At 56.2% G+C, this 14,975-nt stretch carries 16 protein-coding genes and 2 pseudogenes; 9 read left to right on the top strand and 9 right to left on the bottom strand.

From position 1 onward, the window contains the following. Window positions 1-49 precede the first annotated feature (49 nt). A complete protein-coding gene (locus Q0802_RS04345) occupies window positions 50-1,057 on the bottom strand; it encodes a hypothetical protein (protein ID WP_298914101.1) in 1,008 nt (335 codons plus the stop codon). 157 nt (window positions 1,058-1,214) lie between these two features. Here Q0802_RS04345 and Q0802_RS04340 point away from each other — a divergent pair, with 157 nt between their 5' ends. Continuing rightward, window positions 1,215-2,072, top strand: coding sequence for a LysR family transcriptional regulator (locus Q0802_RS04340; protein WP_298914098.1), 858 nt, complete (start codon window positions 1,215-1,217; stop codon window positions 2,070-2,072). A gap of 281 nt (window positions 2,073-2,353) precedes the next feature. Here the strand turns inward: Q0802_RS04340 and Q0802_RS04335 are convergent. From Q0802_RS04335 to Q0802_RS04325, 3 genes and pseudogenes are all read right to left on the bottom strand, one after another. After that, a pseudogene (locus Q0802_RS04335) lies at window positions 2,354-2,949 on the bottom strand (tyrosine-type recombinase/integrase). Between the two features lie 371 nt (window positions 2,950-3,320). After that, complete coding sequence (locus tag Q0802_RS04330; RefSeq protein WP_298914095.1) at window positions 3,321-6,047, bottom strand: EAL domain-containing protein; 2,727 nt, start codon at window positions 6,045-6,047, stop codon at window positions 3,321-3,323. A 17-nt stretch (window positions 6,048-6,064) separates the two neighbouring features. Next, complete coding sequence (locus Q0802_RS04325) at window positions 6,065-6,907, bottom strand: FecR domain-containing protein (protein ID WP_298914092.1); 843 nt, start codon at window positions 6,905-6,907, stop codon at window positions 6,065-6,067. Between the two features lie 338 nt (window positions 6,908-7,245). On the opposite strand from Q0802_RS04325, the gene Q0802_RS04320 reads away from it, so the two are divergent. Both Q0802_RS04320 and Q0802_RS04315 read left to right on the top strand, forming a co-directional pair. Then, window positions 7,246-7,428 carry a hypothetical protein gene (locus Q0802_RS04320; RefSeq protein WP_298914089.1) on the top strand — a complete coding sequence of 61 codons (183 nt, stop codon included), beginning with the start codon at window positions 7,246-7,248 and terminating at the stop codon, window positions 7,426-7,428. A 200-nt stretch (window positions 7,429-7,628) separates the two neighbouring features. Next, complete coding sequence (locus tag Q0802_RS04315) at window positions 7,629-8,798, top strand: benzoate/H(+) symporter BenE family transporter (protein ID WP_298914086.1); 1,170 nt, start codon at window positions 7,629-7,631, stop codon at window positions 8,796-8,798. A 195-nt stretch (window positions 8,799-8,993) separates the two neighbouring features. Here Q0802_RS04315 and Q0802_RS04310 read toward each other — a convergent pair whose 3' ends face one another. After that, window positions 8,994-9,713, bottom strand: coding sequence for a helix-turn-helix domain-containing protein (locus tag Q0802_RS04310; RefSeq protein ID WP_298914084.1), 720 nt, complete (start codon window positions 9,711-9,713; stop codon window positions 8,994-8,996). Window positions 9,714-9,888: 175 nt separating this feature from the next. Between Q0802_RS04310 and Q0802_RS04305 the strand changes: the two genes are divergently transcribed. The 3 genes from Q0802_RS04305 (at window position 9,889) to Q0802_RS04295 (ending at window position 11,091) form a co-directional block, all read left to right on the top strand. Continuing rightward, on the top strand, window positions 9,889-10,155 hold the full coding sequence (locus tag Q0802_RS04305) for a hypothetical protein (RefSeq protein ID WP_298914082.1): 267 nt from the start codon (window positions 9,889-9,891) through the stop codon (window positions 10,153-10,155). 99 nt (window positions 10,156-10,254) lie between these two features. Next, on the top strand, window positions 10,255-10,803 hold the full coding sequence (locus Q0802_RS04300; RefSeq protein ID WP_298914080.1) for a pyridoxamine 5'-phosphate oxidase family protein: 549 nt from the start codon (window positions 10,255-10,257) through the stop codon (window positions 10,801-10,803). Window positions 10,804-10,842: 39 nt separating this feature from the next. Next, a complete protein-coding gene (locus Q0802_RS04295) occupies window positions 10,843-11,091 on the top strand; it encodes a hypothetical protein (protein ID WP_298914079.1) in 249 nt (82 codons plus the stop codon). A 469-nt stretch (window positions 11,092-11,560) separates the two neighbouring features. Here the strand turns inward: Q0802_RS04295 and Q0802_RS04290 are convergent, their stop codons facing one another. From Q0802_RS04290 to Q0802_RS04275, 4 genes and pseudogenes are all read right to left on the bottom strand, one after another. Beyond that, window positions 11,561-12,103 (bottom strand): hypothetical protein, encoded by a 543-nt coding sequence (locus Q0802_RS04290; RefSeq protein ID WP_298914077.1) that lies wholly within the window; start codon window positions 12,101-12,103, stop codon window positions 11,561-11,563. 90 nt (window positions 12,104-12,193) lie between these two features. Beyond that, a complete protein-coding gene (locus Q0802_RS04285; protein ID WP_298914075.1) occupies window positions 12,194-12,586 on the bottom strand; it encodes a LuxR C-terminal-related transcriptional regulator in 393 nt (130 codons plus the stop codon). A gap of 56 nt (window positions 12,587-12,642) precedes the next feature. Then, window positions 12,643-13,020, bottom strand: a complete 378-nt coding sequence (locus Q0802_RS04280) for a GAF domain-containing protein (RefSeq protein WP_298914072.1) — start codon at window positions 13,018-13,020, stop codon at window positions 12,643-12,645. A gap of 248 nt (window positions 13,021-13,268) precedes the next feature. Further along, window positions 13,269-13,355: pseudogene (locus Q0802_RS04275) on the bottom strand (histidine kinase); the annotation flags it as partial. A 217-nt stretch (window positions 13,356-13,572) separates the two neighbouring features. On the opposite strand from Q0802_RS04275, the gene Q0802_RS04270 reads away from it, so the two are divergent. From Q0802_RS04270 to Q0802_RS04260, 3 genes are all read left to right on the top strand, one after another. Continuing rightward, window positions 13,573-13,986, top strand: coding sequence for a nuclear transport factor 2 family protein (locus Q0802_RS04270; RefSeq protein ID WP_298914070.1), 414 nt, complete (start codon window positions 13,573-13,575; stop codon window positions 13,984-13,986). A gap of 209 nt (window positions 13,987-14,195) precedes the next feature. Further along, on the top strand, window positions 14,196-14,588 hold the full coding sequence (locus tag Q0802_RS04265; protein ID WP_298914067.1) for a hypothetical protein: 393 nt from the start codon (window positions 14,196-14,198) through the stop codon (window positions 14,586-14,588). A 26-nt stretch (window positions 14,589-14,614) separates the two neighbouring features. Continuing rightward, window positions 14,615-14,950, top strand: coding sequence for a hypothetical protein (locus Q0802_RS04260; RefSeq protein WP_298914064.1), 336 nt, complete (start codon window positions 14,615-14,617; stop codon window positions 14,948-14,950). The last annotated feature ends 25 nt before the right edge of the window (window positions 14,951-14,975 follow it).

Here is a 14,975-nt window from a genome sequence, read left to right as displayed (position 1 = left end):
AGAAGGCCGATGCAATTCATCTCGCTTCGGCCCAAGAGACAGAGCGCGGTCAATCTATTCGCCCGACATCCTGTAGCCTGAATGTCTCCTGCAGGGGGGCATTCTCCTCCAGCGTCGCCCCAAGCGTATGCAAATATCCATGTGTAACGACCATCCGCCCATCGACCATCACTCCTGTCGTAGGGTAGCTGTCGCTTGCCGCTGTGGTGCCCAAAGACGCGGCGCTAGCCCACCCGTTTTCAGACCTGAGCAGGTGAAACGCGTTGCCGACAGTGTCGCCCGCTCGATTGGTGATGGCCAGCAGGGTCCGGTCATCGACAAGTACCAGCCCATCCGGCGCACGCAAAGATGTGTCGATCGTAACCTTTTCAAAGCTGGCAGGGTCTTCGAGCGGGACGCGGAATATGCTGCCATCGCTTTTCTTAGCGACCAGTAGATATCCGTCGGGGTGCACTACGATACCATTAAGGTTGAACCCCGGGCCACGAAACGCCTCGTGCGCAATGAAGACGTCCCCCCGCCCCTCCGGCGTGACCCGGTATATTGCAGCCGCAAGACTGTCGGTCACATAGGCATTTCCATCATTATCAACCGCCAGGTCGTTGATGAAGTTGCTTTCGCCAGGACGCAGCGCAGACAAATCTATGAACTGCAAAGGTGCACCCGTCTCCAGATCATAAACCCCCAGCGCGGCCGTCTCAAACCTATCTTCAGGTCCGGAACGCTCGGCGACGCCGTAGTCGGCTGAGTTCACAAGCAGGCGGCCGCGGGTCGCGTCGGCCCGAATGCCCACAACAGATCGCAGACGATCATCTGCAACCAGCACGGTTGGTGTCCTGTCGCGGTCCACAGCCACGACTTCGCCCCGGCGGATGGAGCCAAGGAGAAAGCGGTCGCGCGCGGCATCATACTCCACGCCTTCCGGATAGAGACCTGGGTCTACGATCTCCAGGAAAGTCCGGTCATCGTCGTGCAGAGTGACTTCAGCTGTCGCCTGCGAGGCCGCGAAAGATGAGGCTGTCATCATCACAGCATACCTGAGAGCTTTGAGTGCCATGTGCAGTTTCCTTAGTTGTGTTCGTCACAACGCATCTGGCCGTGTATCTGGACAGAGGCATCGGAAACCTGGTGAGCATGGGAAAATTTCACCTTATTGTGAAGGCGGAACCACAAAATACGTATTTACAGTGAAATAAACTCAACGTAACCGGATCTTGAGGTCTTCAGAATCTGTTCCATATGCCGCGATCCGGCTGTTTGCTGAAGCGGTAGAGCTTGGATCCCTGAGGGCCGTAGCCAGAGAATCCGGTGTCACGCCATCCGCTGTAAGCCACCGCATAGCCACGCTCGAAGCGTGGATCGGCGCGCCGATATTGGATCGCAGCGTGCGCCGTCCACGACCGACGGCACTTGGTCGGGCTCTTCTGGACGGGTCTGCACCCGCCTTTGAACGGCTGGATCGCGTGGCAATGGCGGTCAGACGCGCGTCGCATCCGGGCCGCGTGGTAATCAGCGCGCCGCCTGCGATAGCTGCTTTGCGCCTTCACCCTATTGTCAGCCAGATTGATGAGGGACTGACCATCGAATTGAGATCGGCAAATTTCAATGCACCCGTCGAGGATGATCCGGTCGATCTTGCCGTACGGTTTTTACACGATGGACCGTCGGACATGCGCCTTGGGGCGCCCGGATGGTCAGCTGTTTGTGCGATTGACCAATGGGAACGCATCGGATGTCCGCACCATGTGCACGATCTGAAGGATGTTGCGCTCCTGCACGAGGTGGTTTTCAACTTCTGGCCAGATATCCTAAGCGGCAGGTCAGAAGTAACACCGCCAAAATTTGTCCCTTTCGGAGACGCGTTGAGCGTCTTTTCCGCGGTCGCGTCCGGGTATGGCGTAGCACTCCTGCCTCGGGAAATAACGCGCTTGGCCGTTGAGCGTGGTGAACTTGTCGCGTTTCAGGGTGGCAATGCCGAACCGGAGGCCGCGTTCTACGTGATCCCGACAGAAATTGGCAAGACGCGTGATACCGCCATGCTGTTACAGCGACGAATCATAGATAGCTTCTGACTTCGAGAAAGGCAGGCAGATGGCAGGAATGCACTTGTCTTCGCAATGAACTTTAGTGGCGAAATTCACGGGCGCTCGACCTTCAACACGATGAATTGAGCATCAGTTTGTACTCAGACTATGAGTATAGTCGGCCCTCGATTTTTCGCCCGAAGTGAACGGCAGGTTTATCGGGCCGCACCGCAACACGTGGGAACTCAAATGGAAGGCAGCTTTGGACCGCCCGCGAAGGCGACCCAATGGCACTAGATTTCAATTGCTTCCGCGATAGCTAATGCATCCTAGAGTTCCACGCCGAGGTATTGGACCGTGCTGTCCATCTTGGTATGGCCGAGGAGGAGCTGGACAGCTCGATGATTTCCGGTCTTCTTGTAGATCTGAGTGATCTTGGGTCGCCGCACTGAATGGGTCCCGTAGGCGCTCGCCTCAAGGCCGATCAGCACCACCCAGTCTCGAACGAGGCGTGCATATTGGCGTGTCGAGATATGCAGGTGCTCGTGGAACCGGCCCGGCCATGGATACTGGGAGCCGACCATCAGCTAGTCTTCCATCCACTTCTCAACTGAGACTCGTGTGCCTTCGGATATTTCAAAGCGCACCGGTTTCTGAGTTTTGCTTCATAGGACGGAGGCGCGTTCCTTGATCTGACCTGGCGCCATGACATCAACGAGTTTAATCTTCAGCAGCTCACAGCCCCGTAGCTTGCTGTCGATGGCCATGTTGAACAGTGCGAGGTCGCGATGGTTCTCGGTCGGTTCAAGTCGAACCCTGATCGCCCAGACGCGCTTTGGCTTCAACGGTCGTTTCTGGCTGACGAGGCGGCCCTTGTTCCAAGCCGGTCGAAGTGCACGAATGGCGGGTGGTTTGGTGTTTCCATGACTGATCCTCGAATCCACCATGCGCCCCCAAAACGACAACCCGACGTTGACCGGAGTACTTGATCATAAGATGCTGCGCAACCTCCGCTGGAAGGAGCCCAACCTGTGAATTCGGTTCTTGCTGGGAGCGCCCGTCGCGGGAGAATTGCTGTGGTCATCCATGAGTTGTCGCTGTTCAGCAGCGGGAGAACTGGTCATTGATGCGACCTGCGCAAAGCCAGTATTGGCAGCTTGTAAGAAGCAGGCAAAATCCGCCTCACTTACAACCTCTGTTCGCCGCTGCATCGCTTGTAACAAGCCGCAGGCTGATCGCTGCGGCACAGCGCTTCTGCCAAAGTAACACGTCAATGCATCTCTTATGCGCTAATCCCTAACTGTTGGCCTTGCCGCGCGGGCTCGATGGCCTGGTTTCGGCCGCATATGCCTGGAAGTCGGAAAACGGCATCGGCTTGCCAAAGAGGTATCCTTGGGCCTCGGCGACTTGTCTGGTTTTGAGGAACCTCAAATGCGCGTCGGTTTCCACGCCTTCGCACAACAGCGTCATGCCAAGTCCGTGGCACAGATCTCTGATTGCAGTCAGGATCGTCTCAGCACCCGGGTCGGTGCCGAGGCCAAGCATGAAGGATTTGTCGACCTTCAGTTTCTCGATTGGAAGCTGCGACAGATACCCTAACGATGAATAACCCGTTCCGAAGTCGTCCAACGCCCAGCAGACGCCTCGAAACTGGATATCGCGCATCTTTTCAACCAGTTCTCCAGTCCCATCGAACAACACCGTCTCTGTGAGCTCAAGACAGAGGCGCGAGGCGGGGAATTGGGTCTCTTGCAACAGCCTATTGATATCGCTGATGATATTGTCCGCCACCATCTGAACGCCCGAAACGTTCACGGCGACGCTCATGGGAGCGGGGAGCAGCATCATGTCCCGGACCGCCTTGTCCAGCACCCATGCGCCCAATTCGTTGATGAAGCCGGTTGATTCCGCGATTTCGATGAATTCGTCAGGATAGACCTGCCCGAGCGTATCGGATTTCCAGCGCAAGAGCGCTTCGGACCCTATGAGTTTGAGATCCCCGACGCGGTGCTGAGGCTGATACCAGACCTCGAACTCTTCACGGTCCAAGGCGCGGCCCATCGCGCGCTCTATCGCCCTGGATCGAAACTGCTTTTTTGACATCGCGGAGTTGTAGGGATGCGGGGCATCGTCGCCGGCCAGTTTCGCAGCATCCAACGCCTCCTCAGCCTGAGACAGCGCATCCGGGGCCGAAACGCCGGTGCCGGGATCAATGAGCGCGTACCCAAGCTTGAGGCCGATCCGGGCGTTGGCGTTTTCAAGCTCGTAGGGCAGGCCAATGATCTCGCAAAGACGGTGCGCCAGATCCAGCGCGCCAGCGTCATCCACCGCAAACTCCGTGAAACATGCAAAAGTGTCTCCGCCAAGGCGCGCGGCGGCGGAAATGTTCAACTCTGCTTCTTCCAAACGCTTCACGACATGTTGCAGGAGGGCGTCCCCGACATCCCGGCCCAACACGACGTTCACGGTTTTGAAACGGTTCAAATTGAACACAAAGATTGCGAAGGGCTCTCCTGCCTCTGCACGGAGAGTGATGAAATCGAGAAAAGCGCCGCGCCGGAGGGCACCCGTGAGTGCGTCGTAGCTGGACAGATATGCAATGTGGCGTTCTTGCTGCTTGATCGTTGTGACATCGCGCATGGACAGTGTGGCAATCTGAACCGTCTGCTCTTTGTTTTGATCGAAAGTCACGGTCTGCGACGGTGTGACCGTATACTCCAGATGTAGGGCGGTGCCAGTGCCGAAGGCCTCGTAGATCCGCATCGCCCCGTCGCCACCTGTCTGCATGGCCACCATAGCATCGTTTTTGAGCCGCGCTGGCAGCATCAGACCCTGTGTGTCGCTATGGTCGAACAGACGCGCGGCTGAATCGCTATGCATTTGCACTTTGCCCGTTTCATCGACAATGGCGATGGCATCGAAGCTGTCGTCGAAGACCTGCCGCAAAAGGGCTGATGTGTTGGCAACCTCCTGCCGCTGCCTGGCAATGATTGTCCTGTTGACATGCAATTTCCAGAGGAGCGACCAACTGCAAAAGACAAACAGGCCCGGATAGAGGGGTGCCGTGGGAATCACGATGGCATGCCGTGCGAAGGCACCGAACGCCGCCGCCTCGCTGGCGACGAGGATAAGACAAGCTGCGGCGATCAATACCGTTGGCTTTTGGAACGCCCGCGTCCGGAACAAAAGCAGCAGAACAAACAGGGCCAGCAAAATCCAATCCGTCGCAAGGGTGGCTGGCACGACACCAGCCGCCAGGGTTTCGGCTGCCAGAACATGAACAAGTGGTCCGGGGATGATCCCGTGCACCGGAACCGCAAAAAGATCCCCCAATTCGATGGCGGAGGCCCCCACAATGATCGAACGGCCCGCGATCATGTCCGGCTCGAACCTGCCTTCAGCAACATCGACGGCAGACAAAACCGGGACGCTGTCCGGTCGAATGGCGTAGTTGATCGGAAAGCTGCCGGATCGTTCAGAAAAGGTGCCGGTGATCAAGGCGGCCGCCGATGGGATGTACTCTCCCGCGATCACCTCGCCATATGGGTAGAAGCGGATCGCCCCCTGCACATCGCCAAAGACGTTGACGAGCGCAGGCCAGCTTCGTTGCGCAAAGGCCTCCATCGGCCAATTGATGGTCTCCTCGCTGCTGTTCGTGCGGTTGAGCTGTTGAAAAACAGGCAGATAGGCGTTTCCCGATCTGTCCAGAGCCGCTGCAAAGGCCGCATCGCCAACCGGATCGGCAGGAAATGCGAAGTCGATGTCAAAAAAGACATCCATAGCACCTGCACTGGTCAGATTATCGAGAATGTCTGCATGTACCTGACGAGACCAAGGCCAGGTACCGACAGCGCGGATGGAGTTTGCGTCAACCGCCACAAATACAAACTCGCCGGACGCGCTTCGGTCTAGCAAACCTGACCTGATGTCTTCCAAACGGTCATTCAGGCCACGTAAAAAGCCGCCGCGGTCAGCGAGGAAAACCGCAGCGACAATCAAATGCGCAACGAGCAAATGTCGCACAACATGGGAGGAGAGTGTCAGTTTCCACCTCCATTGCCGTTTCCATTCCCATTGTTTCCATTGCCGTTTCCACCACCGTTGCCGTTCCCGCCGCCGTTGCCGTTTCCACCACCGTTGCCGTTTCCACCACCGTTGCCATTTCCGCCGCCGTTACCATTCCCATTTCCAACGCCATTGCTGCCGGTGTTGACGGCTCGCGACGCTCCGAAAGCGTTTCCATTGGCGAGCCCTGTCGCGCTCGCATTGTTCAGACGGTTCGACGCGGGGGCCTGTCGCAATTCAATGCTGAAGCTATTCGGTGCGCCCGGAACCTGACTGGTCACTTCTGCAGCAGCAACGCGCAGGGATTGACCATCGGAGACAGCCTCACGCCCCGCTCCGACATCGACGCTGCGTCCGTCACTGCGCACCTCGACAACACCCTTGTCTACCCGAACGGATGCGCCTTTCCGGCCCGTGGTAACCTCCAAGACCGTCCCCTTGATGACAGCGGCCAAATGCGGCGTAACAACGCTGGTGCGTTTACGCTGCTTGGTGATCACAGACAAAAAGACAGATCCACGCTGGTGAGTGACCTGCGTGGTTTGACCCGTTGGTTGAGAAACGGAGACCGCCGCGAGTGTATTCGCACGGTAAATGATCCGCTCGGCTCCGCGACCGAGGATCGCGCGGCTGCGCGCGCCTGTTCGGATCCAGGTTCCACTGGACAGGGTCGTCCCGTCCTCTGCACGGTTCCAGGTCTTTCCATCGACTGAAATGCGGACGTTCCCGTCCGCGCGCTGGAGTTCCCACCCTTCCGCAGCAGCTTGGACAGCAGCACTGATCAGGAAAATAAACGTCAAAAGTATGCGTAGAAACATGGCTCACCTCTTCAAAAAAGCGCTTGAGAAATGCCATGGAGAAGTAAAAGAAATTAGAACCAGGTCATGGTTTGCATGAAGTTGGTTAACGAGCATTTTCGGTTGCGCCTCATCGAGCAAGACCAGAAGATGAAACGTTTCTTATGCGTGTGCTGAAGTGACCCTTTGGATCGTTCGATTGCAAAAGGGTCAGCTTGCGACCTGCATGAGTGGGCATTTAGCCACATGGACATCTGGACCATGCCGTCACTCACCCGCCGCACAGACCTAAGCCAACGACCAAACGTTAGTGCGGGCGCAGACGAGCCCGTCTTGCGCGCGCCATTTGAATTGATCGCGTGGATCTCACCGCAAGCAGCGCGACAACCAAGGCCAAAAACGGTTTTTCAGCCGCCCAACGTCAACGTTTCCACCCAGTAAATTTCGATGGTGTGAAACCCGTCATTCGAAAAGAAGGCCAGCTCATTGATGTTTCACCACCCGCCCTGAACCTGCCGCTTTCAACCCGCAGCAGGCATTAAGGATACAGCACGCTGCATGAGCGAAGATTGAAATTCAATGTCAGTTTTGTCCCGCGGTGCGGTCGTTCACTCATGTGCTGTCGAGGGTCCGGTGTGCGTAACGGAATAGACTTTCATTTAAGTGCAGTGAAGATCTGCACTGGTAAATTGGGAATGATCAACACAAGCTCGCATGGGGCGACTTAAGGACAAAGATAGCCATGATCCGCGACGTTTCTTTTCCCGCAATCTATATGGGCCTCCTGGCCGCGTTCGTAGGTTATTCAGCCTCTTTTGCGATCGTTCTCGCAGGGATAATTGCGATGGGGGCAACTGATGCGCAGGCCGCAACTGGGCTGTTCTTTGCAACAATCGGGATGGGGATTTGCAGTCTGTGGTTGCCTGCCATTACCCGAACCCCGGCGGCTGTAGCGTGGTCGACACCAAGCGCGGCTTTCCTTGCCGCGAATGCCGCGTTGCCCGGTGGCTTTGGCGAGGCCGCAGGGGCCCTACTGTGCTGCGCGGGATTGATCGTCCTGACAGGATTAGTCCCTGCCCTAGTGCGGATCGTCGCTGCGATCCCGAAACCGATTGCGAATGGATTGCTCGCCGGTGTTCTGCTGAAGCTTTGTCTGGCCCCCGCGTTGGCCCTTGGTGACATTCCTTACCTTATCGCGCCGGTCCTTCTTGCTTGGCTTGTCGGACTTAGATGGAACAGGCTGGCAGCGATGCCGTTTGCGGTGATCGCCTTTCTGGTGGTTTTGTATTTTTCCGTTGATCAGTCCGAAAGCCTTTTTCGAAATGAAACGGCATGGCTTCCGGCGTTCAACCCAGTTGCCCCGACATTCACTTTTCAGGCGTTCATCTCAATTGCCCTGCCGCTCTACTTGGTGACTATGGCGGGCCAGAATATTCCGGGTTTTGCTGTGCTGGAGCTGAACGGTTATACCGTGGACCGGCAGCCCCTTATCCGCAACACCGGCTTTGTCAGCCTTGTGATCGCGGGGTTCGGGTCAGTTCCGGTGAACATGTCCGCGATCACCGCTGCCATGATGGCCGGCGAAGACGCCGGACGCGATCCTGCGACCCGTTATTGGGCCGCAATTACATCTGGTATCGCGTATGTTTTATTGGCATTCGCCGCTGCGTTGGTAACTTCGCTCGTCAGCCTTGCACCGGTGGCATTGATCACCGGGGTCGCAGGTCTTGCGCTTATCCCCGCTTTGGTCAGTTCACTTTCAGCGGCGTTTGACGAACCATCACAAATGGAGGCACCGGCGCTGACATTTCTTATCGCGGCGAGCGGTATGACTCTCTTTGGAATCAGCGGAGCATTCTGGGGCGTCATCGTTGGGGCCGTGGTCTGGTTCTCGAAAAGGCTGACCCGCTGATCAGCGGAACGATCGATCTCGACAAGGCTTCATTCACCGGGGGCAGCCGTTTGAACGTAACGCAGCATCAGATAATTGGCTCGTTGCACGCGTTTATCGCGCATTGCGCCGATGACCGGTTCGCGGGACTTTTCTGCAGTTCAATGTCCTGGTCCCGATGTCCGCAGTGATACGGTTCGATAAATGCAGATCCCGCTATGATTGGATCGCAGCATCTTTGATCTGCACGATGCCTTCCGTTTGAGAGTGCATGCTGAACTTAAACCATTTTCGAAACGTTTTGATCAATCGCTGGTCTCCGCTCATGAAGAAGCTTCCGTCTTCCACTGCCCGTTCAAATGACCTGCGGCCAAGGTAAAAGCCCGTCATCACAGTGACCTCTGTCTCAATGTAGAGATCGACATCGAACCCAGGATCACTGGCACATAACTCAACCGTCTCGCCCGGTTTGGCGATGAGCCAATACGTCGATGCCGGGGAAGTCGCATCGGAGAAATTGAACCGCATGACATTCTGCTTGGCGGGCAATTCGTCCAGATCTACCTGACGTCGCACATTCCACATAAGCAGATCGGCATCCCGATCTTCCAGCGCGATCTCTGCCTTGATGTAACATTGGGCCCATTTGGCAAGTTCTGTAAGCACTGTATCCAGCTCCGCGGCTTTGTCGGTGCGAAGATAATCGATGTTACCAGTTGCAGGGTCCTCGACGCGCTCCAGCAGCCCATTCTCCTGAATTTCTTTCAGGCGTTTGGTCAGCAGTGTCGGTGAGATGCCCGGCAGTCCACGCTTGATCTCGTTGAAACGCGAAGAGCCGCCCCAAAGCTCCCCTAAAATCTGGATCGTCCAGCGCGGCATCAGAACTTCGCAGGCTTTCGAGGTAGGGCAATAGAGACCGTAGGGTTTGGTTGTCATGATCGAGGCTCCCTGCGAGTGCACGTGTTCCTGGCAGTATAACGTCACTGCATACCTATGAGCTAGTACACATTCTGTACTGGGGGCAGTCCACTTTCTACACTGCCCCATGACAGTGGCGCCGTGTGAGATTGAGTGCATCACGACTGCAAACACAAACCCAAGGAGAAGTCAGATGACCTTCGTTTCGCAAACCGCACCGCTGAGCCAGACACGGATGACCGAGATGTTTGCGGGGCTGATCGAAGCCACCGCAGCGATGGTTCGCAAGTTCATTGATCGCCAGAATATGAAAGCGAGCCTTGAAAAACTGTCCGACAAGCACCTGAGGGACATCGGTCTGACCCGGAACGATTTATCTGCTATCTCCCACACGCCGCTGCCTTCCAATGGCGCGCTCGAACTCTCCAACACCTCCAAGTCGCGGGCTGGCAACTGGTAAATTGGTTTCAGCATTCAACATGGCTATATTGGGCTCGATCTGGACATCGAGGCTCAACATGGTCCTTTGGGATAACGGTCAACTATAAGAGGTGAGACCATGGCGACTGGAAAAAAACTAAACGGAACACTCCGGAAATTCATTGAAAAGCAGCCCGTGTTCTTCGTGGCGACCGCAGATCAGACTGGGCGCGTGAATGTGTCCCCCAAGGGACTGGACACGCTCAGGATCGAGGATGACAACCGGATTGTCTGGCTCAACCTGTCCGGCAGCGGCAACGAGACCGCCGCACATGTTCAAGCAACAGGTCGCATGACACTCATGTTTTGTGCGTTCGAAGGCAATCCCATGATCCTTCGCGTTTACGGCCAGGCGAAAACTTACCATCCGCGCAACGCCGAGTGGGCGCCCTTGGTTTCCAAATTCGCCAAAATGGGCGGAAGCCGCCAGGTCTTTGATCTGACCATCGATCTTGTTCAAACATCGTGCGGGACGGGCGTGCCAGAGATGGATTTGCGGAGGTCCCGTGGCGAAGAAGATCTGGAACCCTATTACGACGAGTTGGGGTCTGACGGCGTCAAGGAATACTGGCAACGCAGAAACGTCGAGACGATTGACGGACGGCCAACTGGCATTTTCGAAGACTAATGTCATCGGTTGGCAACGACAGCGCGGAGGACACGAATAATGACCATCATGAACAAAGGCTTTGACACAAAGCCCATCGAGATGGTGCCGATGTGGCAGGTTACGTTTCTAGCATCGGATGAGGATATCGATCGCATTTTCGATGCCGTTGCTGACGTTGCACCGTTGACCTACGGCGCGACCGATCGCAATGGCCAACCGGACCCTGGCCGACCATTTGCTATTCTGGAGAACCCCGTCGAAGGAGACATTCGCCGCACGCGCAAAATTAGGAACCGGTTAATCTAGCGATCTGCGGACGATGCGCTCTTTCGCTGCGATTGCACCAATGGCCGCTTCTTATAAGCAACCAGTTCTCGAGCAAAAGCTGCCTTGAACAAACGCGCCCGCAACTCATTCAGTTTATCGTGATCCCTGAGAGGAGCACGATCCAGGTCCTTGATGCAGATTTCGGGCAGCGCATTCCGACAGGTCTTGACCGCTTCGACAGCATTTTCTTGGCGTTTAAGTGCAACATGGCTGGCGGCCGAAACAAATACGCGGAATACCACCGTCGCATTCGATGAATTGCACGCTCTGCCCATTCGATTGCGGTCTCAAAACGCCGCGCCATTTAGTGCGCCAGTGCGATCGTAGAAAAGCGGAAGAAAATACTTGGGTCGAGGGGATTGGCGCGGATGGCGATCTCCTGTTTGGCAATGGCCTCTTCTGAGCGGCCAAGGATGCCGAGCAAAGTGCCAAGGCTGCCATCGGATAGCTAGCAGTTTGGATTGAGAGCTACTGCGCGCTCCAGGGTTGCGAGGGGCTCGTCGTACTTGAACAAACCCCAGCAAGAAATCCCCAAAGCCCAATGCGTGTATTCGTTGCGGTCATCCAACTGCGCCGCGCGCCGCGCCAGTACATACGCCGTTTCCATTGCGGGCTGGACCTCGGGGACAAATCCCATGATGGCGATGTGGTGGTTGATCAACGACAAAATCATGTTCGCCTCTGCGCTCCCGGGATCAGTTGCCGAAGCACGTTCCACCAAGGTCTTGGCGAAAGCATAGCTTTCGGGCCTAAAGTCATAGAGCAGATGCCAGGATCGCATTGTCAGCTCCCATACCGTCAGATCGGGGCGAGATGCGCATTCGACAGGTTCTTGGATTGCACTTAGATGAACGGTTGTCTGGATAGACGCCACAACGTCGCGGGTGATCGCATCCTGCAAGTCAAAGACATCCTCAAGCTGCCCATCATAGCGTTCGGACCAGACATGCCCACCGGTCGTTCCGTCGATCAGCTGCGCCGTCAAGCGCACCCGGTTGCCTGACCGCCTGACGCTACCTTCCAAGACAAACCGAACCCCAAGTTCTTCGACAACGCGGCGAACATCGATGGATGTGCCTTTTTAGGTAAAGGTGGTGTTGCGCGCGATGATAAACAGCCAAGGGGAACGCGAAAGGGCGGTTATGATGTCATCACTAATCCCGTCTGAGAAGTATGCCTGCTCTCGATCACCGGACATGTTTTCAAAAGCCAGTACGGCGATCGAGGGTTTTTCTGGCTGGACGGGGTGTTCAAAAGTCAAATCGGCGAGCGTGGTTGCTACAAGTACCAGCCTGTCGCGCAGTTCCGATTTCGAGGACACACCAAGTTTGCAATAGATCGTGGCCAGATGCGTCCGCACCGTTGATGGCGCGAGACACAAGCGATCCGCGATCCGCTGATAGCTTTCGCCTTGTGCGTAGCCCAGGTTTTCGCGGGTGCTGAGCGTGCTTGTATCGTCGGGTGTCTCGGTCACGAATGCGCCGCCTGTATCGCTCTGATCATGCGCGCGTTCTCCAATGCGATCACGCTTTAGGCGGCAAACCTCTGTGCAAGTCGGGTGGTGTCGTCAGAAAACGGACGAACCGTCTGGCGATAGATCGTGAATGCGCCGACCAAACTGTCACCGGCAAGCATAGGAACGGCGACAAAGGATCGCGCCCCACCGAGATCCGCCGTGGCACAGCGCAAGAGATCATCCGATTGGTAAAATGCCTCGGATTTGACGTCGATGATATTGATCACCGCGCGCAACTCGTTCATCCGGCCAAATCCGGTCTCGGGGCTGACTGCAAAGATACCCTGATCGTCTGGCCACGTCTTAAACGGTTTCGGAATTCCGACAGCGTGATTGGCATGAAACCTGCTTCCTGCTGATGCTCGAACAGGATACCAAACTCCGCATCGCAAAGCTCAAGTGCGTAGGTCAGGATCAATGGCATCACAGCATTGAGATCACCTTGTGCCGCACTAACGATCCGCAGCACTTCGCTCAGCGCTTTTTCCCGGCTGATCGCTTCCTCCAAGCTCAACGCCAATTCCGAAACCACAGCGGCCATTTCCGACGGGCTGCGGGGCTGCTGGACTTCGCCATTCAGATGAGTTGCCAGCTCCAGTTTCGAAAATACTTCAAGCTTGCGGTAGATGGTCGCCAAATGCGTCCGCACCGTGGACGGAGCGATGCATAGCGTATCGGCGATTGTCTGACAGGTCGCCCCACCCGCATAAGAACGCGCGATCTGCAATTCCCTTTGGCTGAGACCTGATTGTCCAGATACCTAAAATACTATGAAAAAACAACGTACTATGAGTTTGATGAGAACGCGTTCAACAAGCAATCCTGCAAATGCTGTAGTTCGAATGCTGCACACAGGACGCGGATCTTACGGCATCTGCACGATATCCGGCACCGCGGGCGTTGGTCTAAGCTGACTTCATCACATCAACATGGAAGATGGCACAATGACACAATACGAAACCGCAGTGGCACTTTTCGAAGCCTGCGAATCCGGCAAGGGATGTCAGGGCTGCAAAACATATTGCCACGAAGGTGCTATCTTTTCATGTCAAGCTGATGCGTTGAAACAAACGACGACACTCGCCGCATATGCCGACTGGATGAAGGGGCTTTTGACGCCCGTACCGGATGGCCGTTACCAATTGACGGGTTTTGCGCTGGACGAAGCAAGAGGCACTGTCGTTGCTGCCGCCGAATTCCACGGAACGCAAACGAGTGAAGGCGGACCAGTCGCACCAACCGGCAAAGCCGTGGTGTCGGATTACACATACATTATGCAGTTGGATGGCGACAAAATTGGTCATGTGACCAAGATTTGGAAAGACGTACATGCGCTACGCGGACTTGGCTGGGTGTGATGCGCTGGCGCATCTTGAGCTTACTGTTTCTGGCCCGCATCGGGCTTGGGTTCTAGTTTCACACCTTGGCGTCCGTCGGCGACGATTTGGTCGTCGCCTTCGGGTTCGACTATGTTGATATCGGTTTCCTGATCGGGCTGTTCATGACACCTGGACTGGTTCTGGCCATCCCCACGGAGTATTAGGGACGTTACCTGTCGGATCGAGTCATGGTGGTGTTTGGGTTGAGCGCATTGGCCGCGGGTGGGGCCGCGTCCTCCCTTGCGACAGATAGCTGGGCCATTGGGGTGGGCGGGGTCTTTGCCGGGATCGGTTTTCTGTTCACCTCGCTTTATTTCACCAGGATGGCGGCGGATTGGTTTGAAGGCCGCGAGATCGCGACAGCTATGAGCATCCTCGTGATGTCCTGGCCTTTCGGCATGGCTATGGGTCAAGTCGGCCATGCTTGGTTTTCCCAGATATATGGCTGGCAGGTTCCGTTTTCAGGCGGCCTCAGTCTATTGCCTGATCGCCGCCCTCGGCGTCTTTCTGTTTTACCGCCCGCCACACGACTACCGCACGCGGATGGCGGCAAACGGGGTGCGATGACCACCCGCGTCTGATCCTCTGTGCTGCCGCCGCATGGGGCGTGTTTAATGCCGCCTATGTCACCTATCTTACCTTTGGGCCGAAGGTTCTTGAGGACCACGGCCAATCCGCCACCGCCGCCGCTGGCATCAATAGCATTGGCAACTGGATCATGATCTTTTCCGGTGCCGCCTGCGGGGAGATCGTAGATCGCTTTGGTGAGCGGAGTATTGTCTTGGCGGTCTGCATGGGTGGCGCCATCGCTGCGCTCTTGCTGCTCAGCCTGCCGGGCGCTGGCTTCGGTGCAAGCATGCTATTTGATCTGATCGGCATGGCCCCGGCTGGTGTTATCATCGCAATGCAGGGCAGGCCATGCCGCCTCAAGTCAGAGCTTTAGGCATGGGGATTTTTTACGGTTTGCT

This window comes from uncultured Roseobacter sp. (assembly GCF_947495275.1).
Classification (GTDB): domain Bacteria; phylum Pseudomonadota; class Alphaproteobacteria; order Rhodobacterales; family Rhodobacteraceae; genus Roseobacter.
This window is presented reverse-complemented; position numbering and strand designations above follow the sequence as displayed.

Excerpts from the sequence above, each read along its gene's own strand:
- Q0802_RS04345 (WP_298914101.1), bottom strand. The coding sequence starts at position 1,057 with ATGGCACTCAAAGCTCTCAGGTATGCTGTGATGATGACAGCCTCATCT.
- Q0802_RS04325 (WP_298914092.1), bottom strand. The coding sequence starts at position 6,907 with ATGTTTCTACGCATACTTTTGACGTTTATTTTCCTGATCAGTGCTGCT.
- Q0802_RS04315 (WP_298914086.1), top strand. The coding sequence starts at position 7,629 with ATGATCCGCGACGTTTCTTTTCCCGCAATCTATATGGGCCTCCTGGCC.
- Q0802_RS04310 (WP_298914084.1), bottom strand. The coding sequence starts at position 9,713 with ATGACAACCAAACCCTACGGTCTCTATTGCCCTACCTCGAAAGCCTGC.
- Q0802_RS04305 (WP_298914082.1), top strand. The coding sequence starts at position 9,889 with ATGACCTTCGTTTCGCAAACCGCACCGCTGAGCCAGACACGGATGACC.
- Q0802_RS04300 (WP_298914080.1), top strand. The coding sequence starts at position 10,255 with ATGGCGACTGGAAAAAAACTAAACGGAACACTCCGGAAATTCATTGAA.
- Q0802_RS04295 (WP_298914079.1), top strand. The coding sequence starts at position 10,843 with ATGACCATCATGAACAAAGGCTTTGACACAAAGCCCATCGAGATGGTG.
- Q0802_RS04270 (WP_298914070.1), top strand. The coding sequence starts at position 13,573 with ATGACACAATACGAAACCGCAGTGGCACTTTTCGAAGCCTGCGAATCC.
- Q0802_RS04265 (WP_298914067.1), top strand. The coding sequence starts at position 14,196 with ATGGTGGTGTTTGGGTTGAGCGCATTGGCCGCGGGTGGGGCCGCGTCC.